Raw genomic sequence first — 22,461 nt, 5'->3', positions numbered from 1 at the left:
GGAAAGGCCGCGCGGACAGGGGTGGCAGCCCGGGATCAGGGCGCGAAGCGCGGCCGGAAAAGACCCCGCGCAGAGACTGTTTTCCGCCCGGAAGCGGCCCTAGCTGGTGCTGGCCTCGTCGCCGTCCTTGTGGTCGGGGCCATAGCCTTCGACCCAGCGGGCGACCAGCGCGCGGGCCGCGTCGTCGTCGGCGCCCGCCACCGCCGCGCGCAGGCCGCGCAGGGCCGAGGCGACCTCGATCTCGGACAGCCGGGCTTCGCGCGCGGCGAAGATCTTTTCATGGGCGGTGGTCAGAAAGCCTTCGCCGATGATCAGTTCCTCGTGCAGCTTCTCGCCGGGGCGCAGGCCGGTCACCCGGATCTCGATGTCGCCGTCGGGGTTGCGCGCGTCGCGCACCGTGTATCCCGACGCCTCGATCATCTGGCGGGCCAGCTTGGCGATCAGCACCGGCTCGCCCATGTCCAGCACGAAGACCTCGCCGCCGCGGGCGAAACCGCCCGCCTGCAGCACAAGGCCCACGGCCTCTTGCACGGTCATGAAATAGCGCGTCACCCGCGGGTCGGTCAGCGTCACCGGGCCGCCGCGGGCGATCTGTTCCTGAAACAGCGGGATCACCGAGCCGGACGAGCCCAGCACGTTGCCGAAGCGGACCATCGCGAAGACGGTGCCCTTCGCCCGCGCGGCAAGGTCCTGCACCACCAGTTCCGCCAGCCGCTTCGACGCGCCCATCACGTTGGTGGGCCGCACCGCCTTGTCCGACGAGATCAGCACGAACCGTTCGACCCCGGCTTCCTGCGCCTCGCGCGCGAGGGTGGCGGTGCCCAGCACGTTGTTGGCAAGCCCGGCCAGCGGGTTCGCCTCGACCATCGGGACGTGCTTGTAGGCGGCGGCGTGCAGCACCACGTCGACCGCCTGCTCGCCCAGCGTCTTGCGCACCAGCCGGGCGTCGGTGACAGAGCCCAGCACCGGAACGATCTCGGGGACGGTTCCGGCGCCCGATACAGCCGCGGCCTCTTGCGCCAGCAGCTGCAGCTCCATCTCGATCTGGTACAGCGCCAGTTCCGACAGTTCGTACAGCACCAGCCGTTTCGGCCCGCAGGCCAGCACCTGACGGCACAGTTCGGACCCGATCGAGCCGCCGGCCCCGGACACCAGAACGGTGCGCCCGGCGTAATGGGTTTCGGACGCCTGCATCTGGTCGTCCAGCTTCTCGCGGCCCAGGAAATGGCCCGGCATGATCGGCGACAGCTTGTCGATCAGCTCTTCCTCGCCGATCAGCTGGGCGAAGGACGGCAGCGCCTGAACCTCGACCCCCAGCTTTTCCATTTCGCGCAGGATCTGGGTCTGTTTCGGCAGGCTTAGGGACGGCATCGCCAGCAGCACCCGGTCGATGCGGCGCTTGCGCACGATCTCGGGGACGCGGGCGGGTTTATAGACCGGCAGGCCGAGGATCGTCATGCCCTGCAGGCCGGCGTTGTCGTCGGTGAAGGCGACGGGTTCGATCGTTTCGTGCGTGCGCAGGGCCGAGGCCAGCTGCACCCCGGTGGTGCCGGCGCCGTAGATCAGCACCCGGCGGCGCGGCCGGTCGCCGCGATAGATCGCCCACAGGATCTGCAGCAGGATCATCCGGCTGGCGGCCGACAGCAGGAAGAACACCAGCCCGAAGACGATGTAGACGCCCGAGGCATAGCCCAGCCCCGCCGCAGCCCCCAGCCCGCCGGCGGCAAAGGCCATCGCCATCGCGAAGACGGCGGTGCGGCCGATGCCGGACAGGTCGTAGGCCTTCAGCTGGATCTTGGGGATCCCCATCAGCAGCGACAGCGCCATGCCCAGCACCATCAGCAGCCCCAGCATCGGCGCCGCGCGGGCCAGTTCGCCGGTGGCGGTGGCGCCCTGCTGTTGCAATCCCAGCGTCAGAAACAGCGCCGCGGGCACCATCAGCAGGTCGATCCCAAGCATGATCACCTGTTTCTGCCTGCGCGGCATGGCCTTGACGATATTCAGGATTTTCATGCGGCCGTGATGCTCATGGTCTGCTCGCGGTTCGGGGCCGCGATGTTTCTTTTTTGAAAGACATTCGCCGGTCGCGCGTGACGCGGGCCCGGATCCGGCGGTGGCCGACCCGTCCCGCAGCGGGGCCGGAAACGTCTGTAACGGTACAAGTGACTGTAACAGGACAATTTCTGCATCTGCAAGATAACGGGCCCGAGGGACCGCGCAAACGCTTTTTGAACCGTTTTGAGGCATCGGCGGAAAGCAACCGACGGGGTTTGGGGCATTTTGAACACAACCTGCCGTATATCCGGGCGGTGCGGCGGGGCCGTTGTCCATCGTCGGGCCCATCGTTGGGCCCATAGCCGGACGCGTGTTCGGTTCTGCGTTCGGACCGGCCCCGCCGTCTGTTCCAAGCTCTGCACCGGAATCCGGAGCGGCACCTGCCCCCGCCGCGGGGCCCGCGGCCGAGATCGGTAAAATCGGTCCAGTTCTTTCGTCGCTCGCCATCTTGTCGCCGTATCTGGCTGCATAAATCACGCCGTTTTCCGGGGATGCGTCCCGCGGTGGCGGCAGGGTCCCGACCTGCGCGGCCGCCCACGCGATGCGCCCCGTCCCGTGATCGTATCGCGGAGGCCTGAACGGGGGGTTAAGCGCCGGTAAACTCCCCGGCGCCCCCTGGGACCGGCCCCCGCGCGACGGCACGCAGGTGTAATGGCTAGGGAGCCGCGCATGAGTTCCTCTCCTGCCCCTTCGGGCAGCTATCTCACGGAAACCTCGGATGCCCTTGGGGGCACCGGCACCGGCTATGCGCTGGCGCCCGGCGCTTGGTTCCGCGGCACGCTGGACAGCCCGACCGACAGCGACTGGATCGCCATCTCGGTCGAGGCGGGGCAGACCTATACCGTCGGCCTGACCGGGATCGGGGCGCTGGATGACGGGGTCGACGACACCTATCTGCGGCTGCGCGATTCCGGCGGCACGCTGGTGGATGAGAACGACGACGCGGGCTATCCGGGCTTCCTGTTCTCGAACCTGACCTTCACCGCGGCCTATACCGGCACCTACTATGTCGACGCCCAGTCGTGGTCGGATTCGCCCGGCGGCGATTACGGCGTGTCCTTCACCGAGGGCACCGTCGCCAGCTATGACGCCGAGATGGCGGCCGGGGTGCTGATGCGCTCTGACACCTCGTGGAGCAGCGACCCGGGCACCCCGACCACCATCACGTGGGCCCTGCGCGCCAGCGGCCCGGCGACCGACGCCAGCGGCAACAGCGTCACCTTTCAGACCCTGTCCTCGGCCCAGGCCGAGACCGTGGCCGACGTGCTGGCCGCCTATTCGGCGGTGGCGGACGTGACCTTCACGCAGGTGGCGCCCGGCGGCACCTCGAACGACGCGACCATGCTGTTCGGCGCCTATACCTCGACCACCGACGGCGCCGGCGCCTATGCCTATTATCCCGGCTCGACCGCCTCGGGCTCGGCCGCGGGGGACGTCTGGCTGAACAACAACTCGGTCAGCCAGTCCTCGCTGCCCTCCGGCGGGTTCGGCCGCTTTGCCATCCTGCACGAGGTCGGCCACGCGATGGGCCTGTCGCACCCGGGCGACTACAACGCGGGGCCCGGCGTGACGATCACCTACGGCGAGCACGCGCGCTTCGCCGAGGACAGCCAGCAGTACACGGTGATGAGCTATTTCGACGAGGCCAACACCACCGACAGCTTCCTGAGCTATGCCGACGGGCTGCTGCTGTTCGACATCCTCGCGCTGCAGCAGCTGTACGGGGCCAACACCGACCACGAGACGGGCGACAGCGTCTACGGCTTCAACTGCACCGTCGGCGGTATCTTCGATTTCAGCGTCAACGACGACCCGGTGCTGTGCATCTGGGACGGGGGCGGCACCGACACGGTGGACCTGTCGGGCTTTGCGATGAACCAGGCGCTTAGCCTGGTGTCGGGCGTGTTCTCGAACGTGGGCGGGCTGGTCGGCAACCTGTCGATCGCCATCGGCGCGCTGATCGAGAACGCGGTCGGCGGCACCGGCAGCGACGTGATTCAAGGCAACGACGCCGCGAACGAGATCCTGGGCAAGTTCGGCGAGGACACGATCGACGGCGGTCTTGGCGACGACCGGATCTATGGCCAGCGCGGCCACGACGAGATCGCCGGCGGCGGCGGCAACGACGGGCTGTACGGCGGCTATGGCAGCGACACGCTGCTGGGCGGCGACGGCAAGGACCTGCTGTTCGGCGCCATCGGCGACGACCTGATGCAGGGCGGGGCCGGCACCGACTATATCGTCGGCGACGTGGGCAACGACACCGCCTTCGGCGGCGGCGGCGCCGACACGATCTATGGCAACGGCGGCAAGGACGAGCTGTCCGGCGGCACCGGCAGCGACTGGATCCACGGCGGCAGCGGCACCGACGTGATCGCGGGCGACGCGGGCAACGACACGCTGCTGGGCGGCAGCGGCGCCGATGTGATCACAGGCGGCGACGGCTATGACGCGCTGTCGGGCGGATCGGGAGGCGACACGCTGGAAGGCGGCGGGCAGGCCGACACGCTGACCGGCGGCAGCGGCGCCGACGTGTTCGTGTTCACGGCGGTCAGCGATTCCGCGATCGGCGCAGGCGAGGACGTGATCACCGATTTCGAGACCGGCATCGACCTGCTGGACCTGCAGGCGCTGGCGTCGGGGATGACGCTGCAGATCGGCGGCGGCCTGACCGGCACCGGCCCCAGCGTCCGCACCGCCGAAAGCGGCGGCGACACGATGGTTTTCGTCGATACCGACGGCGACGGCGGGTCCGACCTGCGCGTCACCCTGCAGGGCACCACCGGTGTGACGGCGGGCGATTTCATCCTGTAACGCCCCCATCCGCCTGGATGAGCGGAAAAAGGTTAAAAAGCCGTGACCTCTGCGTTTCGGGGCTGCATTTCCCTTTGGGAACCGTGTATCCGAACGCCATGAAACAGACGCTGCGTCTTCCGGCGGTTCTGGTGGCCGTTCTGATCGCCGTTCTGGCAAACCCGCTTGCGGTGTCCGGCACCGTCCTGATGGCGAGGTCGCCGTCAGAGACGCCGCCAGAATCGCCGCCAGAATCGGCATCGGACATGTCCACGGAAGGCTCTTCGCAGACCGGTCCCGGGCCAGCCCCGGACGGCAACACGGCGCGCGACGGCAACATCGCGATCCGCGAGGAATTCGACCGCGCGGCAGAGCTTGGCACCGAGGCGGCCTGGACCCTGTTCCTGGCGCGGCACCCGGGCCACCCGCTGGCGGCCGCCGCGCGGGACCGGCTGGCGGCGCTGCGCAACAGGACCGATCCGCCCCGGGACTAGGGCGGGCAGCCGGGCGGCAAGACCCGGAAGGGGTCCAGGGGCATGTCCCGCGGCGGGCCCGACACGGAACATAGACGCGGAACATACCGGGGCCGGGGCAGGCCCCGCAGGACTTTTCAGGCAGGACGACGGACGCAATGAGCGGCACCTACACCAGCACCTCCTCGACCGCGGCCAGCGGCGACCCCCGGATCGACGGCATCATCGAGGACAGCCAGTGGAGCGGCGCGATCACCTACAGCACGCCCACGAACGTGTCGGAGTACGACGGCGGGACCTATGGTGCGGGCGAACAGGCGGGGTTCTTCCCGGTCACCGTCACGATGGCGTCGGCGCTTGCGGCGATCCTTGACGCGGACTGGGCAAGCCCGGTCGGCGACGGCTTTACCGTCGAGGGGTTCACCGACCTGTCGATCTCGGCCGCCAGCGGCACCGGCGCGACGATCCGCGTCGCGCAGACCACCAGCGACCCGTACAACTACACCACCGCATGGAGCTATTTCCCCGGCACCGGCGCGGCCTCGGGGGACGTGTGGTTCACCACCGCCGGCGGCTATGATTACGGCAATCCCGTCATCGGCAACTACACCTGGCTGACGCTGATCCACGAGGTGGGCCACGCGCTGGGGCTGGAACACGGCCACGATTCCACCGACTTCGGCGCCCTGCCCGCCGAATGGGACGCGATGGAATACTCGGTGATGACCTACAAGTCCTACCCCGGCGATCCGATGGTGGGCGGCTACTCGAACGAGACATGGGGCTATGCGCAAAGCTGGATGATGCTCGACATCGCGGCGCTGCAGTACAAATACGGGGCGGATTTCACCACCAACAGCGGCGACACGGTCTATTCCTGGACGCCTGCTTCGGGCGACACGCTGGTCGACGGCGGCGTGGCGCTGTCGGCCTGGGCGAACCGGATCTTCACCACGGTCTGGGACGGCGGCGGCACCGATACCTACGATCTCAGCGCCTATTCCACCGGGGTGCAGATCGACCTTGCGCCCGGCGGCGCGTCGCTGTTCAGCGCGGTGCAGCAGGCCAACCTTGGCGATGGCTACTATGCGGCGGGCAACGTCTATAACGCGCTGCAGTATCAGGACGACCCGCGGTCGCTGATCGAGAACGCGATCGGCGGCACCGGCAACGACACGATCGACGGCAACGACGCCAACAACGAGATCCTCGGCAAGTTCGGCGCCGACACGATCACCGGCGGCGGCGGCAACGACCGGCTGTACGGCCAGCGCAGCGACGACCGGCTGGAGGGCGGCACGGGCAACGATTTCCTGTTCGGCGGCTTCGGCAACGACACCCTGCGCGGCGACGACGGCAAGGACATCCTGTATGGCGGCATCGGCGACGACCTGCTGAAGGGCGCTCAGGGCACCGACTATCTGGTGGGGGACGTGGGCGACGACACGCTGGAGGGCGGCAGCGGCGCCGACACGCTGTACGGCAACGCCGGGCGCGACGTCCTGTCGGGCGGCAGCGGCGGCGACTGGATGCACGGCGGCGCCGGCGACGATACGCTGGACGGCGGGCCGGGCAGCGACACGCTGCTGGGCGGCAGCGGCGACGACGCGCTGCTGGGCGGCGACGGGTACGACGTGCTGCTGGGCGGCGCGGGGAACGACACGCTGTCGGGCGGGGCGCAGGACGACACGCTGATCGGCGGGTCCGGGGCCGATATCATGATCGGCAATGTCGGCGCGGATATCTTCGTGTTCGAGACTGTTTCGGACTCGGTCATCGGCGGCGACGAGGATGTGATTACAGATTTCGAGCCCGGCACGGACCGGCTGGACCTGTCGGCGCTGGCGTCGGGCATGACGCTGCAGATCGGCGGCGCGCTGACCGGTACCGGCCCCAGCACCCGTACCGCCGAAAGCGGCAGCGACACGCTGGTCTATGTCGATGCCGACGGCGACGGCAGTTCGGACATGCGTTTTACCCTGCAGGGCACCACCGGGGTGACCGAGCAGGACTTCCTGCTGTAGCGCGGCCCTAGGCGTCCGCCGCGTTCAGATACGCCGTGCAGGCGCCGTGCAGGTGGTAGAAGGTCGAGGACGGCATGTCCGACGACAGCAGCCGCCCGTCCAGCCCGCGTTTGTCGTACCAGCCGCCGGGGACCGGCGTGTCGAGGTATTCCGCGAACATCGGCGCCAGCACCGCGTCGGGGTGCAGCAGGTCCGGCTTGCCCTGACGGCGCCGGGCCAGACAGGCCTTCAGCAGTTCCGTCTGCGGCCACGTGCGGCGGCTATCCGAGGGCGGCAGCAAACTGTCGGGCAGCAGCCCCGCGCCGTCGCGCGCCGCGATCGCCGCGCCGAACATCGCGCCCGTATCGACGCCCGTGTCCTTCCCCGTCGCCATTTCGTAGCGGTCCAGTAGCCAGACCCATTCCGCCATGTGGCCGGGCTCGACCGCCTGTCCTTCTGTCACCGGGGCCCAGTCTTCGGTGAAGAACTCCAGCACGCGGCCATCGGGCTGCACGAAGACCTCGCGGAACAGCCCAAGGCATTCGTCGGCCACCGCGCGCCATTTCGGATCGCCGGTGACGCGGAACAGCTCGGTCGCGGCCTCGAACAGGTGCATGTGCGGATTCTGCCGGCGCGGCAGGCTGTGGTCGGCGTTCTCGAACCAGCCACGGGGCGCTTTGAGCCTGCTTAGGGACTGTTCCAGCCGCGCAAGATCCTTTGAGGTGTCGACGCGCGCCTCGGCCAGTGCGGCGGCGGCCAGCAGCATGAAGGCCATGTCGTACAGGTCGTGCGGCGCGCTCAGGATCTCGCCCGCGGGCGACAGGCGGGCGGCAAGATGGCCGGTGTCCGGGTCGAAGCCGCGCGTCATCGCAAAGCCGAACAGGTCCCGCGCGAGGGTCAGGTAATCCCCCTGCCCCGCCGCGTGGGCCGAGGCGAAGACGAAGGCCTGCCGGGGCATCACCCGTAGCCGCTTGTCGCGGGTCGTCTGCGGCGTCGCGTCATGCTCCAGCGCCTCCCACGCGCCGGCGCCCGAGGGGTCGATCCCGGCGGTGGACCACAGCGGCAGCGCGTGATCGCACAGCCAGGTGCGGACACGATCCGAATGGGCAAGGGGCGTCTGGGTCATCGCGGCAGGTCTCCGGTCAGGCCGCGCTGCCAGCGGCGCAGGCGGCGCAGGATCTTCAGCAGGCGGATCGGGTACAGACCGGCCCAGCCGGCCCAGTCCTCGATCCGCTCTTTCGGTTCCACAACGATCCGCGGTCCGTCGCGTTCCGGCGCAAGGTCCAAGAGCCCGTTCAGGGCGGGCACGTCGGCGGCGCGCCACAGGGTCAGGCCGGGGCGGTTCGCCAGCCAGCCGATCAGCGCCCGGTCGAAGTCGGGGTGATGCAGCCGCAGGTCCCAGGCGCGGTTGCCGAGATCGTCGCCCAGCAGGTCGCGCTGGTGGCGGCCGGGCGTGTAGACATAGCGGTTTTCCGCGGAATAGAGATCGATTCCGGCCAGGATGATCCGCCGCGCCCCCATCGCCTGCGCCAGCAACAGCGCCTGCACCCCGCTGGACGGTTTCACCCCGTAGCGGTCGGTCAGGCGGGCGATCTCGGCCGCCGTCTCGGCGTCGGGGGGCGGCCCCGGGCGATAGGGCAGCCGCCCAAGGTGGCGCCCCGCGATCCGGGCCACCCGGCCGCCGGGGGCGGACCATTCGCGCAGGTCGTACTGGGCGCGCGCCTTCTTCAGCGTCGCGCACAGGAACGGCACCACGCGCGGGTCGCCCGAGACATAGGCCAGGTCCACCCGGCGGCCCAGATGGAAGCGGTCCTCGAAGAAGAAGTTGTTGACCCGGATGATCCGGTCCGAGGCCAGAACCCGGCCCGGGTCGATGGCGGCAAGCGACGGCCCGCTGCCCGCGACCACGGTGACGGGCGCGTCGGTCATCCCCGATCCGCCTCGGTCCCGTGCACCTCGAGCAGCCGTTCGGCCATCGACCGCAGCGCGCCCTTGCCGCCGGGCAGCGGCAGGATCCAGTCGGCCACCGCCTGAATCGCCGGTTGCGCGTCGGACGGGCACGCGGCCAGCCCGGCCACCGCCATCACCGGCGCGTCGTTCAGGTCGTTGCCGACATACAGGACCTCTGACGCGTCGAGGCCCTTCTTGGCGCACCAGCTGGCCAGCGCGGTGGCCTTGTCCTCGACCGCGCCGAACGCCTCGATCTTCAGCTTGCGCGCCCGCGCCAGAACCACCGGGTTGGTTTCCTTCGACAGGATCATCAGCGTCAGGCCGGTGCGCTTGCGCAGCATCTCCAGCCCCAGCCCGTCCCCGCGCGAGGTGCGCACGCTTTCGGTGCCTTCCTGATTGGTGTGGACAAGGTCGTCGGTGTGCACCCCGTCGAAATCCATCACCACCGCGCGGATGCCCTTCAGCCGGTCGGCGCCGATGCCGCCGGTGCCGCGCTGCACCGCGACGGCGGTGGCCAGCGCAAGGTCGTCGGCGCTGTCGATCTCGAACGGCGGGTGGTCGACCTCGCACATCGCGACCGACCCGCAAAAGCGGCGGCCGACCCGTTCGAAGGCGTCGGTGTTCACGGTATAGATCGCGCCGGATTCGCGGAACACGGGGTCCAGATCCTGCCGCCGCTGCCGCTGCTGCGTTTCGTCGTGGTTGGTGCCGCGGGCAAAGCCGTTTTCGTCTCTGCGCCACAGGAATCCGTGGTCCGGCACCACCGACAGCGCACAGTCGGCGCCTTGGTCGGCCTGCGCGTACAGCACCGCCTCGATGTCGCCGGCGGTGGTGAAGGGCGAGGTGCACTGCAACAGCACCAGCCGCGACAGGCCGGGGTGCCGCGCGCGGATCTCGTCCATCGCGTGCAGCCAGCCGGCCTCGGACGTGGCGGTGTCGCCGGCAATCTCGGCGGGGCGGTCGATCACGCCGGCCCCGTGCAGCCGCGCTTCGGCGGCGATGGCGGCGTCGTCGGTCGAGACCCAGACACCCGCGTCGACCGAAACCGCGGCCCGCGCCGCGCGCACCGAACGGCCGACCAGCGACACGCCTCCGACCTTGCGAAGGTTCTTGCCCGGCACCCCCTTGGAGCCGCCGCGCGCGAGGATGACTGCCGCCGTGGAACCCGTGCTCATGCGCCCTGCCCGTCCTTTGTCCTTTTCGGAACGGGATACGGGAATTTGCCTGCGTTGGGAAGCCGTTGCCCTTTCATCGCGGGCCCGGGATGGGGTAGACAGGCGCAACCCGCAGCCATGCCCGGAACCGCCATGAGCCTTGTCCGAAAATTCGCCAGGACCCCGGTGGGGCTGTGGCTGTACCGCCTGAGCAACCGGCCGCTGGCCGCGCCCGTGCTGCAGCCCGCCCGGCGGATGATGAAAGAGGCGGAAACCTCGGTCCGGCGCCGCAACCCGGCACACCGCGCACACGACCGGGCGGCGGAAACCGCGCTGGCGGCGTTCGAGCGGGAGACCGGCAAATGAACGACGCGTCCAACGGGGCGACAAGCGGGACGGCAACCGGGGCGACGACTGGGGCGGGCGCGCGGATCCTGCTGCCCTTCGTCGACGATTCCACCCTGTTCTTCGTGCAGCGGATGCGCGACCTGCTGGCGGACCGGGGGCACGAACTGGTCACCGGCTGGGTGACCAACGATTCCGACCTGTCCTATCGCCAGCTGACCGCGGTGCTGCCGAACGGGCCCGACGTGCTGCTGCACACCGACGCCTTCCGGCAGGCGACGCCGCTGTCCGAGTTCGACGCGATCGTCACCTCGCGCATGTTCGCGGCGCTGCGCGACATGATCCGGATGCCCCACGTCCGTTACGGCGCGGACCGTCCGGCGGTGATCGCATTTCAGGGCGGGCTGGAATTCGACCCCGAGCGGGGCTTCGGCAACCGGCACGCCGCCGACGCGGTGTTCGTCGTGCCGCAGGGCGACATCGATCGTTACCGCAAACATTCCGAGACCGCCGACACCGGGCCGCAGTACCTTGGCTTCGGTCATCCGACCTTCCTGACGCCGGGCGAGCCGCCCGCCGATCTTGCGGACCGGCGCGACGTGTATTTCTTCGCGCAGGCGATCTCGCCGCCGACGAAACGCGCCCGGCTGCACCTGCTGCGGATGCTGGCGGCCATCGCGCGCGCCGACCCGGAGCGCACCGTCTGGCTGAAGCTGCGCCACCTGCCGCACGAGAACACCGGCCACCTGCACCGCGAGGAATACCCCTATCCGTCCCTGATGAAGGAGATGGGCGACCTGCCGGCGAACCTGAAGCTGACCGCCGACCCGATGGACGCGGTGCTGGACCGGGCCGCGGTGGGGATCACCTGCACCTCGACCGCCGCCGTCGATCTGGTGCGCGCGGGCGTGCCGACGCTGGTGTATCTGGATTACGTCGAAAGCTATCTGGACCCGCTGGTGCCGCCGATGCGCCGGCTGTTCGGCAAAAGCGGGCTGGTGGCCGACACGGCGCAGGTGCTGCGGCTGCAGACGTCGGCGCCCGACCCGGCGTGGACCGGCACGCTGTTCTGCCCCGCCACGCGGCTGGCCGAGCAGGTGGAAGAGGCGATCGCCGCCTTCCGCGCCCGCCCCGTCGCGGTCCGCCGCCGGATCCCGCCGCCGGATATGCTTGATTAGAGACTATTTTCGCGCGTCAGATCGCTGTCATCCCGGCGGCAAGCCAGCGGGCGAACGCGGCCTCGGGGACGTCCCCGGTGGCCAGATCCTCCATCATCCGCACGCCCTCGACCGGGTCGGGGCGAAAGGCATGGCCGTTGAGACGCAGGAAGGTCAGCGCGGTGACGAAGGCGGTGCGCTTGTTGCCGTCGACAAAGGCATGGGCCTTGGCGATGCCGAAGGCATAGGCCGCCGCGATCTCTGCCGGTTGCGGCGTCCCGTAGGCGACAAGGTTCATCGCCCGCGCGCAGCCCGTTTCCAAGAGGCCCCGGTCGCGCAGGCCCGCCGCGCCGCCGTGGCGCGAGATCTGCCGGTCATGGATCGCGATGACGGCAGCCAGCGGCACCCAGACCGGGTCGCTCAAGCCAGAGCCTGAAGCAGGTCGCGGTTCTCGTCCATCACGACTTCGGCGGCGGCCAGCGCGGCCGCGACGGCGGGATCGTGCGGCGTGATCTTCAGGCTGCCGTCATCGCCGCGCACGACGAACAGGGTATCGCCCTCTTTGGCGTCAAGAAGGGTCAGCATCTCGGTGGTCAGGGTCATCACGGCCGAGTTGCCGACCTTGCGTATCTTGGTTTCGATCATCCGGGCGCCTCCTGTATACATTAAAGTATATACGACCGCCCCGATCCGGGCAAGCGGCGGCAACCGCGGTTCAGGCGGCCTGGTCGCCGTCCATGTTGCCCTCGTGTACGGCGATCGCGCGTTCGACGTCCTCGTACCAGGTCATCTCGCCCCGCTCGAGCACCACGGCGGCGTCGCAGAGCTGTTTGATCTGCCCCATCGAGTGCGACACCACGATGGCGCTGCTGTTGGTCATCCGGGCCTTGAACACCTCGGCGCTGCGTTCGCGGAACGATTTGTCGCCGACCGCCGTCACCTCGTCCACAAGATAGGTGTCGAACTGAATGCCCATCGACGCGCCGAAGGTCAGCCGCGATTTCATCCCCGAGGAATAGCTGCGTACCGGCATGTGGAAATGCGCGCCCAGTTCGGCGAACTCGGCGACGAAGTTCAGCAGTTCCGTGGTGTCGACCCCGTAGACCCGGGCGATGAAGCGGATGTTCTGCGCCCCGGTCATGTTCTTGTTGAAACTGCCGCCGAAGCCCACCGGCCACGAGATCGTGCCATCCGACACCACCCGGCCGCCGGTCGGTTCGACCGAGCCGGCGATGATCTGCAGCAGCGTCGACTTGCCCGCCCCGTTGCGCCCCAAAAGCGCGACCGACCGGCCGGTCGGCAGCGTCAGGTTCACATCGCGGAACAGCTGCTTGTAGCCGCGCCGGGTCCGGAACCCCATCGACAGGTTCTCAAGCCGGATCATCGCGTCACTGCCATCGCGTTATTGGCGGTCGCGCAGCGAGTAATAGATCAGCACCAGCACCGCCCAGGCCAGCAGCGCGAAGGCCGCGACCAGCGCCAGCACGATGACGCGCTGCGGGTACTGCGACCGTTCCGCCAGCGTCGGGCGGACGTAGGGCGCAAGATAGCGGCTTTGGCGTTCCGCCTCGGCGCGGGCGCCGGAATAGGCGGACAGGGCCGAGGTATAGGCCTGTTCGGCGAACTCGCGTTCCACCGTCAGCCGCTCGAACTCGGCCACCAGCGAGGCATAGTCCTGCCCCTCGCCGTCGGCGTCGCCATCGGCCGAGAACTTGGCGCGCTCTTCGTCGATGCGGCGCTGGATCACGTCGATGCGCAACTCGGCCTGGGTGCGGCGCGGGTCGTTCGCGGTCGAGGTGGAATTCAGCATGTCCAGCTCGATCAGCGCCTGCGCCAGCTGCTGCTGCAGCGTGGTCAGCAGGCCCATCTGCCCCTGCAGGTCGGCGCCGGGGTCGACGATGCGGGTGGTGGACCGGAACGCGGTCAGTTCCTCGCGCGCGGTGCGCAGGTCGTCCTGCGCCAGTTCCAGTTCCTCGCGGGCATAGCGCATCGCGTCCTCGCGGGCGACGGCGTTCAGCTCGTTGATCACCCGCGAGCTTTCCGCGAGGATCCGGTTGCCGATGTCCTGCGCCATCTGCGGATCGAAGGCCAGCACCTGCAGCTCGATCAGCCCGGTGCCCGGGTCGTACGAGATCCGCACGGTGCGCCGCCAATAGTCCGTCAGGTCCTCGATGGTGCCCGAGGGGTCGTAGGAAAACACCGGATCGGTGTCGAAATGCTGGGAATAGTGACCGCGCAGGTCCAGTTCGGCGTCGATGCTCTGGACCAGCTCGGGGCTTTGGATGAACTTGTACAGCACCTCGGTGTCGGATGCGCCCGAGGTCGACATGTTGCTGAGCCCGCCCAGGAAATCGACCGCCGAGGGGGCTTCTTCCTGACGCACGGTGAAGCCCAGCTCTGACGCATAGCGGTCCTCGGCCCGGTTCCACAGGTACCACGCGGCGACGCCCACGGGCAGCACCACGAACAGCAGGAAGGTCAGCAGGATCGCCCGGTGCCGGGTGCGCGGCCGCGCCGCAAGGGCGGGCGGCGGCACCGGGCGCTTCGGCGTCATCTCGGCGTCCGCGTCGGCGACCCGGTCGGGCACCTTCGCCTTGCGGCGCTTGGCCGGCACCTTGTTGCCGTCGGTGCGCGCGGGCAGGTTCGCGTCGCGCCCGGCGGGCTTGCGGCGGGGCGCCTCGACGTCCTGTTCCGGCGTCGGTTTTTTCTGCTTCGGCCTTGGCGCGGCGGCCTCGGACTCCGCTGGGGCGTCTGCGGGGGACTCCGCGGGGGCGCCCTGCACGACCGACAGCCCGGCCCCTTTACCGGGGTTCTTGTTGGGGCCTTTGCCCAGCCCTTTCCCGGGCCCCTTTCCGGCGCCCGCCGGCGTGTTCGGCCCTTGTTCGGGACTGGTTTTCGGGCCGCCGGGCGCGGCGTCCGCCGCGCGGGCGGGCCCTTTGCGGGGGGTGTCCTGCGGTGTGCTCTCGGGTCCGGTTTCCGGATCGGCCGAGGCGGGGCGGGCGGGGCGTGATACGTGGTCGGGCACGGTGCTCGGGTGTCTCCGGTTCTTGTTCTATCGCCCCGGTTCGTTGCTGCCGCGCCGGGAGCCAGTGACTGCGGGCACTGGTGTCTGCGGAATATCCCAATATAATCCGCGAACAACGATTTGCCTATGCTTGGCACATCCCGGCCCCGGTTTCCAGCGATCCGCATGACAGACAGCTCCGCCTCTATGGCGCAGACCCTGCCCCCCGCCCCGCCGCCCGCGCTTCCGAAGGCGCGGCCGCAGCGCCGTTTCCAGAACCTGCGCACCATCACCGCGCTGATCCTGCGCGAAATGGCGTCGACCTACGGCCGGTCGCCGGGCGGCTATATCTGGGCGATCCTCGAACCGCTGGGCATGATCTTCGTGCTGTCGATGGCGTTCGGCCTGCTGTTCCGCACCCCGTCGCTGGGCACCGATTTCGTGCTGTTCTACGCCACCGGCTTCCTGCCGTACCGGATGTACACCGACTGCCAGCAGGTCACCTCGAACGCGCTGCGCTATTCGCGGGGGCTGCTGGTCTATCCGGCGGTGTCCTACATGGACGCGCTGCTGGCGCGGCTGATCCTGTCGATGATGACGCAGCTTCTGGTCAGTTGCCTGATCCTGACCGGCGTGATCATGTTCCACGAGATCCGCCTGCTGCTGGACGTGGTGCCGGTGCTGATCGCCTTCGGGCTGGCCGCCTTCCTTGGCTTCGGGCTGGGCACGCTGAATTGCCTGCTGTTCGAGATGTACCCGATCTGGAAATCGGTCTGGGGCATGGTCACCCGGCCGCTGATGATCGTGTCGGCGGTGATCTACATCTACGAGGACCTGCCCGAGTTCGCCCGCAACCTGATCTGGTACAATCCGCTGGTGCATATCACCGGCCTGTCGCGGACCGGGTTCTTTTCCTATTACCAGGCCACGTATGTGTCGATTTCATATGTGCTTTCGATCGGGCTGGTGACCACCTTCTTCGGCCTGCTTCTGCTGCGCAGATACCACCGCCGGTTGATGACCCTGTGATCCGGCCATGATCCGGGGCCCGGTCGATGGACTAGGGCCGGGCTTCTTGCTAGAGCCATCCGGCCCACTGTCTGACCGGAGATTTCCCAGCATGCGAATCAACACCGTCGAGGCGCGGAACCGCGAAACGCTTGACCAGATCGAGAAGGTGGGGCTGACCGACTTCGCGGACCTGCAGGGCTATCGCAAGCAGTACCCCTATCACGGGTTCATCGACATCCCGCTGCCGGGCGGCGAGCAGATCAGCCTGTTTTGCAACAACGACGACCTGACCGCGCTGGCCTATCTGTGGATCGACGGCTTTCAGGAAGAACCCTACAGCCTCGATTTGTGGATGAAGCTGTGCCGCAAGGCCTCGACCATTCTGGACATCGGCTCGCATGTCGGCCTGTTCGCGCTGGCCGCGGCGCGGGCCAACCCGCAGGCGCGGATCCGCGCCTTCGAGGCGGTCGACTTCATCTATGCCCGGCTGATGGTCAACATTCAGGCCAACGGCATGAACGGCATCATCAAGGGTCAGAACGTCGGCGTGTCGGACCGGTCGGGCTGGAGCGTGATCAACCTGAACCTCGGGCCGCAGATGATGTCGAAGGGCGCGTCGCTGAAGGACAAGAAGCTGCCCAACCGCAAGCCGCGCAAGAAGTGGCTGCAGACCGAGATGATCGACACGCTGTGCGCCAAGGAAAAGGTCGACCTGATCAAGATCGACGTCGAGGGCCACGAGGCGCTGGCGCTGACCGGCGCGGCGCAGACGCTGGCCGCCACCAAGCCCACCGTCCTGTGCGAGATCCTGCGCCGCGACGTGGGCCGGGGCGAGGTTTTCGCGATCTTCGAGGACCTCGGCTATGAATGCCACCTGATCCTCGAGGACGAGCAGAAGACCGTGCCGACCAGCGGCGCGGACGAGGCGAACGTGGCCCGCAGCGCGGGGGACCGCAACTTCCTGTTCGTTCATCCCGACCGCAAGGCAGGGCTGTCGGACATCCTGACGGTCTAACCGGTGACATCGCAGGCGCCGGCGCGCGAACGGCATTATCTGGTGCTGCCGCAGCTGGGGCTGGCCTATTGCCGGGTGCCGAAGGCCGCGAATTCCTCGGTCCGGTACCTGCTGGCCCGGCGGTTCGGCTTCAAAGCCCCCGAAGCCGAGCCCAATCTTCTGCCCAACAAGGACAGGTTCTGGACCGGCCAGCCGCCCGGGGTCGCGCATTGCCTGACCGCGGCGGATTTTGCGCTGTTGCAGGCCGGGGCCGACCGGCCGTGGTGTTTCAGCATCGTGCGCAACCCGGTGTCGCGGCTGTACTCGGCATGGAACAACAAGGTTCTCGAAAGGCGCCCGGACCGCCCGCTGCCGGCCCGCTTCCGCGAGATGGGGGTGACACCGGGCATGGATTTCGCCGCCTTCGTCGACCGGGTCGCCGAGACCGTCGATGACAACAGCAACATCCATATCCGGTCGCAAAGCTCGATCCTGACGCTGGACGGCCGGGTGCTGCCGGATTTCGTCGGCCGGGTCGAGACGATCGTCCCCGACTGGAACCACATCCGCTATGAGGTGCGGGTGCGGTTAGGGCGGCGGATCCCGCCGCTGTGGCCCCGCAACGTACGCATCCGGGCCCAGCCCGACATCGCCGCCGACCTGCCGCGCCCGGTGCTGGCGAAGATCATCGACCGCTACCACGACGATTTCACGCGCTTCTACCCGCACGAGCTGCGCCGGCTGGCCTGATCCGCCGGGTCACAGAAACTCGATACTGCCCGCCAGCGCGCCGAACGAGGTGACGCCGTCCAGCCACAGGGTGTCGCCGTCGCCGAAGTCCAGCGTGATCCCGCCGCCGCCGGTGGTGGCGTGGCGGTCCACCACCTCGCGCGGGGACAACGTGCCCTTCCACAGCCCGGGGTCCAGCAGCAGCCGGTCGTCGCCGGGGCGGAAATCGGTGATCCGGTCGGCGCTGCCGTCTTCGCGGTACACGAAGGTGTCGGCGTGCTTGCCGCCGGTCAGCGTGTCGCGCCCCCGGCCCCCGTCCAGCGTGTCGGCGCCCTTGCCGCCGTCGAGGGTATCGTCGCCCTTGCCGCCCAGCAGGGTGTCGTCGCCCTTGCCCCCCGCCAGCGCGTCGTGATGCCGGCCGCCGTCCAGCAGGTCGTGGTTCTTGCCGCCGTCGAGCACGTCGTCGTGCTTGTCGCCGATCAGGATGTCATCGTGCTTGCCGCCGATCAGGGTGTCGCGGCCGCTGCCGCCGTCCATCAGGTCCCGGCCGCTGCCGCCATCAAGGGTATCGTCGCCCTTGCCCCCCAGCACGGTGTCGTCGCCCTTGCCGCCATCGACGAAATCGTCGTGCTTGCCGCCGTCCAGACTGTCGACGCCGGACCGACCCATCAGGCGGTCCTTGCCCGAGCGGCCTTCCAGCGTGTCGTCGCCCTTTCCCCCCTCCAGCGTGTCATCGCCCTTGCCGCCATCAAGCACGTCGTGGTGGCGCCCGCCCTCCAGCAGGTCGTGATGCCGGTCGCCCCACAGCGTGTCGTCGCCCCTGTCCCCCCGCAGCGTGTCGTCGTCGCGGCCGCCCCACAGGGTGTCGTCGCCGTCGCGCCCGTCCAAAAGGTCGTGCCCGTCGCCGCCGCTCAGCCGGTTCGCGGCGCTGTCGCCCAGCAGCGTGTCGGCGCCCGCCCCGCCCCACAGATCCTCGATCGAGGACAGGGTGTCGTGCCAGTCGGCGCCGACGGTCACGGCAAGCAGGGCAAGATCGCCGTAAACAGGGACTGATACGTGGGAATAATCGGCCCGGTCGCGGCCCGCGCCGCCGTCCAGAACGGTGGTTCCGACGCTGGACAGGATGTCGTCGCCCGCCTCGCCGTACAGGGCCTGCCCGGCGCTGGTCGCCAGCAGGCGGTCCGGCCCGGTGCCGCCCATCAGCGGCGGCGGTTCGTCGGTGATGATGCCCCGCGCCGGGCGGTCGAGGTCGAGGATGCCCGCCGCCGCCAGCTGCGCCCGCGACAGCGCCCCGCCGCCGGCGCGGTGCAGCACCACCTCTTCGTCGCGCCACGTCAGCACCGCGCCGGTGTCGGTGACGGCGATGTCCAGCTGGTCGATCGACCGCAGCATCGGGAAATCCGACAGGTCCAGCCGGTCGGCCGCCGGGTCGAAATCGACGATCGTGTCGCGGGCGCCGTCCGGGGTCAGCACGAACAGGTCGGCGCCGGGACCGCCGCGCAGCCGGTCGGCGCCGGGGCCGTCCAGCAGGATGTCGTCGCCCCCTGCCCCGTTCAGCGTGTCGTCCCCTGCCCCGCCCGACAGGATGTCGTTCCGCGCGCCCCCCGCCAGCACGTCGGCGCCGGGGCTGCCGCCCTGAACGCCCCCGGCGGGTCCCGGATCGAAGGCCAGCTGGGTCACGCCGGGCTCGCGTTCCGAGGCGGCGAACAGTTGCAGCGTGCCGCCCGCCGCCGCCAGCGCCAGCGCCGACAGCCCGCCCAGCGTGGTGTCGGTGCTGTCCGCGACCGAACCAAGGTGCACCAGCCGCCCGCCCGGGATCACGGTCAGCAGGCTGACCCCGTCGTCGCCGCCGCCCGCCAGCAGATAGGGACGGTCGTCCAGCGTGACCGCGTCCAGCAGGCGGGCCCCGGCAAAGCGGGTCTGCACCCGGTCGTCGAGGACGTGGTCGGTCAGGGTCAGCGACCCGTCGCCGCCAAGCTCCAGCACGCTGAGCGACCCCGACCCGGCGCCCGCCACCACAAGGAAATCGCGCCCGTCCGCGCGCACCAGCTGCAGGGCGGACGGATCGCCGACGCCGATCCCCGGCGGCAGTCTGCCCGTCTCGGTCAGGGCGCCGTCGCCGCCGATGCGCCAGACGATGACGTCGTCGGCGGCGGCGCTGGCCCCGATCAGCCAGTCGCGCCCGCCCGACCGGGCGTGCAGCAGGTCGTCCAGCGGGCCGGTGTCCCGTCTGGCGTCGGGGGTCAGCGACAGCGTGCCCGTCCCCGCCAGCTGCGCGTCGGACAGGCCGAACCGCGCCAGCCCGCCCGAGGGCGTTTCCAGAAACAGCAGGTTCTTCGACGCGATCCACACGGCCTGCACCCGCAGGCCCTGCCCGGTGCCGCCGTCCAGCGGCAGCACGGCGGCGCCGGTCTGCATCAACCGCGCCAGCTGGTCGTCGGTGATCGTGTGGCGGACCCCGTCCAGCGTCACCCGCAGCGCATCCAGCCCCAGCGCGTCGCCCGGCGCGTCGGCCGAGTGCCCCGCCGCGGCCGCGCCGTCGCCGCCCTGCAGCCAGCTGCCCAGCAGCACGTCGCCCGCGGTCCGCGCCTGCAGCAGCAGCCCCCCGCCCGCCGCCCGCAGTTCCAGCCCCGCCACCGGGTCGGTCGGAAAGCCCCCATCCGGGGCGGTTGCCAATAGCGCGATGCGTTCCAAGCGTCCGATATCCCTGCCGAACCCGGTTCCACGGGCAGGCTGGCACGGCACGCGTTAAGGATGGTTTCAAATCCGGCCCCCGGTTCCCCGGCACCGATGAAACTGGCCATGAATTTGCTTAAAATGCGCGACATCCCGTCCCGCAACCGGCCCGGAAGGCCAGTTACGGGCCGATCAGTCCCCGATCAGTCGCAGCGTCACGCGTCGGGCGTCAGCTCGTCGCGGCCGACCGAGACATAGGCCTCGAACCCGGCACGTTTCGCGTCGCGCAGCGAATAGACGTTGCGCAGGTCGGCCATGCGCGGGGTTTCCATCTTTTTCGCCAGACGCTTCAGGTCAAGCGCGCGGAACTCGTTCCACTCGGTCAGGATCACCACCGCGTCGGCGCCGCGCGCCGCCTTGTAGGGGTCGTCCTCCCATTGCACGCCCGGCAACAGCGCCTCGCCCTCGCGCTTGCCCTGCGGATCGACCGTGCGCACCTTCGCGCCGCCGCCCACCAGCGCCGGCACGATGGTCAGCGCGGGCGCGTCGCGCATGTCGTCGGTGTTGGGTTTGAAGGTCACCCCGAACACCGCGATCGTCTTGCCGTTGAACGACCCGCCCAGCAGGTCCTGCAGCTTGTCGATCATCCGCCGCTTGATCTCGTCGTTGACCTTGATCACGGTCTCGACGATCTGCATCGGCGCGGCATAGTCCTGCCCGGTGCGGGCCAGCGCCATCGTGTCCTTGGGAAAGCACGACCCGCCATAGCCGGGACCGGCGTGCAGGAACTTGTTGCCGATCCGGCCGTCCAGACCCATGCCCTTCGACACCTGCTTGATGTCGGCGCCGACCTTCTCGCACAGGCGGGCGATCTCGTTGATGAAGGTGATTTTCGTCGCAAGGAAGGCGTTGGCGGCGTATTTGATCATCTCGGCCGATTCCAGATCGGTGGTGACGATCGGGAACTCGCGCAGGAACAGCGGGCGGTAGATCTCGGCCATGACATCGGCGGCGCGTTCGTTCTGCACGCCGACCACGACGCGGTCGGGCTTCATGAAATCCTCGATCGCCGCGCCTTCGCGCAGGAACTCGGGGTTCGAGGCCACGTCGAAATCAGCCTCGGGGTTGGCCTTGGCCATCACCTGCTTGACCTTGCGGTTGGTGCCCACCGGCACCGTCGACTTGGTGACGATCACCGCATAGCCGGTGAGGTTCTGCGCGATCTCCTCGGCGGCGGCCATCACGTAGGTCAGGTCGGCATGGCCGTCGCCGCGCCGGGTCGGGGTGCCCACCGCGATGAACACCGCCTCGGCGCCGTCCACGGCCTTGGCAAGGTCGGTGGTGAAGGTCAGCCGCCCCGCTTCGACGTTCTTGACCATCAGCGCGTCAAGGCCGGGCTCGTAGATCGGCACCTCGCCGCGTTCGAGCATCTCGATCTTGGCGGGGTTCTTGTCGACGCAGATCACCTCGTGGCCGAAGTCCGAAAAGCAGACCCCCGACACGAGCCCCACATACCCGGTTCCGATCATCGCGATACGCATGGCGCCTGTTCCTTTTCGCTGCTTCCCGCCCCGGCGGAAGGGGTGGTCGGCAATCGCGGTGCTGTCAAGCCGCAGGGGGGACCGGGCGGCGAATTGCCTTTCGCAAGGCAACGCCGGGCCACAGTGCGGCGGGTCTGTTCCCGGATCGGGGTCCTCAGGTCTTCGGCGGCACCCGGATCAGCCGGGCGAACTTGCCCAGCTCGGCCAGCCGCGTCTTCTCGTTCGCGGCGCTGCGTCCGGCCCAGTCGTCGAGAAAGCCCTGTTCCTCGTCGGTAAAACCGGTCTTCGGGAACCGCGCCTGCACGAACTTGCGCAGGTCCATGTAGTCTTTGCGTTCCAGAAAGTCCTTCGCGTGCTCCAGGATCTTGATCCCCTCGGGGCGGATCGACGGGTTGCGGCCGCCCTGCACGTAATCGAACCCCTCGGGCAGCGCGACACCGGCCAGCCGGAAGAACTCGGCCGCGAACCGGCGGGGCCGCTCGGAGAGGAATTCGAAATCGATCACGGTGACCTGCGCCCGGGTGGACAGGATGCGCAGCGCCTCGATCACGTGGCGGCTGTCATAGCCGCGCGCGG

Annotated in this window: 19 protein-coding genes; 8 read left to right on the top strand and 11 right to left on the bottom strand. The window is 69.1% G+C overall.

Features of this window, described 5'->3' with window-relative positions; translation table 11 throughout:
• Window positions 1-99: 99 nt before the first annotated feature.
• On the bottom strand, window positions 100-2,013 hold the full coding sequence (locus P1K30_RS22930; RefSeq protein ID WP_275635073.1) for a polysaccharide biosynthesis protein: 1,914 nt from the start codon (window positions 2,011-2,013) through the stop codon (window positions 100-102).
• Between the two features lie 711 nt (window positions 2,014-2,724).
• On the opposite strand from P1K30_RS22930, the gene P1K30_RS22925 reads away from it, so the two are divergent.
• From P1K30_RS22925 to P1K30_RS22915, 3 genes are all read left to right on the top strand, one after another.
• Entirely contained in the window at window positions 2,725-4,869 is a 2,145-nt protein-coding gene (locus tag P1K30_RS22925; protein WP_275635072.1) for a M10 family metallopeptidase C-terminal domain-containing protein, read from the top strand.
• Window positions 4,870-4,967: 98 nt separating this feature from the next.
• Window positions 4,968-5,342, top strand: a complete 375-nt coding sequence (locus P1K30_RS22920) for a hypothetical protein (RefSeq protein ID WP_275635071.1) — start codon at window positions 4,968-4,970, stop codon at window positions 5,340-5,342.
• 137 nt (window positions 5,343-5,479) lie between these two features.
• Window positions 5,480-7,345, top strand: coding sequence for a M10 family metallopeptidase (locus tag P1K30_RS22915; RefSeq protein ID WP_275635070.1), 1,866 nt, complete (start codon window positions 5,480-5,482; stop codon window positions 7,343-7,345).
• Between the two features lie 7 nt (window positions 7,346-7,352).
• On the opposite strand, the gene P1K30_RS22910 is transcribed toward P1K30_RS22915, so the two are convergent.
• The 3 genes from P1K30_RS22910 to P1K30_RS22900 are packed head-to-tail and all read right to left on the bottom strand — an operon-like array spanning window position 7,353 to window position 10,449.
• Entirely contained in the window at window positions 7,353-8,450 is a 1,098-nt protein-coding gene (locus P1K30_RS22910) for an AGE family epimerase/isomerase (RefSeq protein WP_275635069.1), read from the bottom strand.
• Window positions 8,447-9,253: an alpha-2,3-sialyltransferase gene (locus P1K30_RS22905; protein WP_275635068.1), complete on the bottom strand. Its 807-nt coding sequence runs from the start codon at window positions 9,251-9,253 to the stop codon at window positions 8,447-8,449. The genes P1K30_RS22910 and P1K30_RS22905 overlap by 4 nt, the downstream gene beginning before the upstream one ends.
• Window positions 9,250-10,449, bottom strand: coding sequence for an acylneuraminate cytidylyltransferase (locus P1K30_RS22900; RefSeq protein ID WP_275635067.1), 1,200 nt, complete (start codon window positions 10,447-10,449; stop codon window positions 9,250-9,252). The genes P1K30_RS22905 and P1K30_RS22900 overlap by 4 nt, the downstream gene beginning before the upstream one ends.
• 132 nt (window positions 10,450-10,581) lie before the next feature.
• Here P1K30_RS22900 and P1K30_RS22895 point away from each other — a divergent pair, with 132 nt between their 5' ends.
• Window positions 10,582-10,794: a hypothetical protein gene (locus tag P1K30_RS22895; RefSeq protein ID WP_275635066.1), complete on the top strand. Its 213-nt coding sequence runs from the start codon at window positions 10,582-10,584 to the stop codon at window positions 10,792-10,794.
• Window positions 10,791-11,951, top strand: a complete 1,161-nt coding sequence (locus P1K30_RS22890) for a DUF6716 putative glycosyltransferase (protein ID WP_275635065.1) — start codon at window positions 10,791-10,793, stop codon at window positions 11,949-11,951. The genes P1K30_RS22895 and P1K30_RS22890 overlap by 4 nt, the downstream gene beginning before the upstream one ends.
• Before the next feature lie 16 nt (window positions 11,952-11,967).
• On the opposite strand, the gene P1K30_RS22885 is transcribed toward P1K30_RS22890, so the two are convergent.
• The 4 genes from P1K30_RS22885 to P1K30_RS22870 form a co-directional block, all read right to left on the bottom strand.
• Window positions 11,968-12,354, bottom strand: a complete 387-nt coding sequence (locus P1K30_RS22885) for a type II toxin-antitoxin system death-on-curing family toxin (RefSeq protein WP_275635064.1) — start codon at window positions 12,352-12,354, stop codon at window positions 11,968-11,970.
• On the bottom strand, window positions 12,351-12,575 hold the full coding sequence (locus P1K30_RS22880) for an AbrB/MazE/SpoVT family DNA-binding domain-containing protein (protein WP_275635063.1): 225 nt from the start codon (window positions 12,573-12,575) through the stop codon (window positions 12,351-12,353). Before P1K30_RS22880 ends, P1K30_RS22885 begins: the two co-directional genes overlap by 4 nt.
• A 70-nt stretch (window positions 12,576-12,645) precedes the next feature.
• Window positions 12,646-13,314 carry an ABC transporter ATP-binding protein gene (locus P1K30_RS22875; RefSeq protein ID WP_275635062.1) on the bottom strand — a complete coding sequence of 223 codons (669 nt, stop codon included), beginning with the start codon at window positions 13,312-13,314 and terminating at the stop codon, window positions 12,646-12,648.
• A gap of 18 nt (window positions 13,315-13,332) precedes the next feature.
• Window positions 13,333-14,955 (bottom strand): hypothetical protein, encoded by a 1,623-nt coding sequence (locus P1K30_RS22870; RefSeq protein ID WP_275635061.1) that lies wholly within the window; start codon window positions 14,953-14,955, stop codon window positions 13,333-13,335.
• 165 nt (window positions 14,956-15,120) lie between these two features.
• Here P1K30_RS22870 and P1K30_RS22865 point away from each other — a divergent pair, with 165 nt between their 5' ends.
• The 3 genes from P1K30_RS22865 to P1K30_RS22855 all read left to right on the top strand — a co-directional run bounded on the left by P1K30_RS22865 (window position 15,121) and on the right by P1K30_RS22855 (window position 17,689).
• Window positions 15,121-15,963, top strand: a complete 843-nt coding sequence (locus P1K30_RS22865; protein ID WP_275635060.1) for an ABC transporter permease — start codon at window positions 15,121-15,123, stop codon at window positions 15,961-15,963.
• 91 nt (window positions 15,964-16,054) lie between these two features.
• Window positions 16,055-16,960, top strand: coding sequence for an FkbM family methyltransferase (locus P1K30_RS22860; protein WP_275635059.1), 906 nt, complete (start codon window positions 16,055-16,057; stop codon window positions 16,958-16,960).
• A 3-nt stretch (window positions 16,961-16,963) separates the two neighbouring features.
• Window positions 16,964-17,689, top strand: coding sequence for a sulfotransferase family 2 domain-containing protein (locus P1K30_RS22855; protein ID WP_275635058.1), 726 nt, complete (start codon window positions 16,964-16,966; stop codon window positions 17,687-17,689).
• Between the two features lie 9 nt (window positions 17,690-17,698).
• Here the strand turns inward: P1K30_RS22855 and P1K30_RS22850 are convergent, their stop codons facing one another.
• The 3 genes from P1K30_RS22850 to P1K30_RS22840 all read right to left on the bottom strand — a co-directional run.
• Window positions 17,699-20,362: a calcium-binding protein gene (locus P1K30_RS22850; RefSeq protein ID WP_275635057.1), complete on the bottom strand. Its 2,664-nt coding sequence runs from the start codon at window positions 20,360-20,362 to the stop codon at window positions 17,699-17,701.
• 197 nt (window positions 20,363-20,559) lie between these two features.
• Window positions 20,560-21,885 (bottom strand): UDP-glucose dehydrogenase family protein, encoded by a 1,326-nt coding sequence (locus tag P1K30_RS22845; RefSeq protein ID WP_275635056.1) that lies wholly within the window; start codon window positions 21,883-21,885, stop codon window positions 20,560-20,562.
• Window positions 21,886-22,039: 154 nt separating this feature from the next.
• Window positions 22,040-22,461: hypothetical protein (locus P1K30_RS22840; protein ID WP_275635055.1), on the bottom strand; the 422-nt coding region annotated here is incomplete at its 5' end.

The sequence above is a fragment of the Psychromarinibacter halotolerans genome (genome assembly GCF_029168315.1).
Lineage (GTDB): Bacteria > Pseudomonadota > Alphaproteobacteria > Rhodobacterales > Rhodobacteraceae > Psychromarinibacter > Psychromarinibacter halotolerans.
Note: the sequence above shows the minus strand (reverse complement) of the source record. Positions and strands in the feature narration are given on the sequence as shown.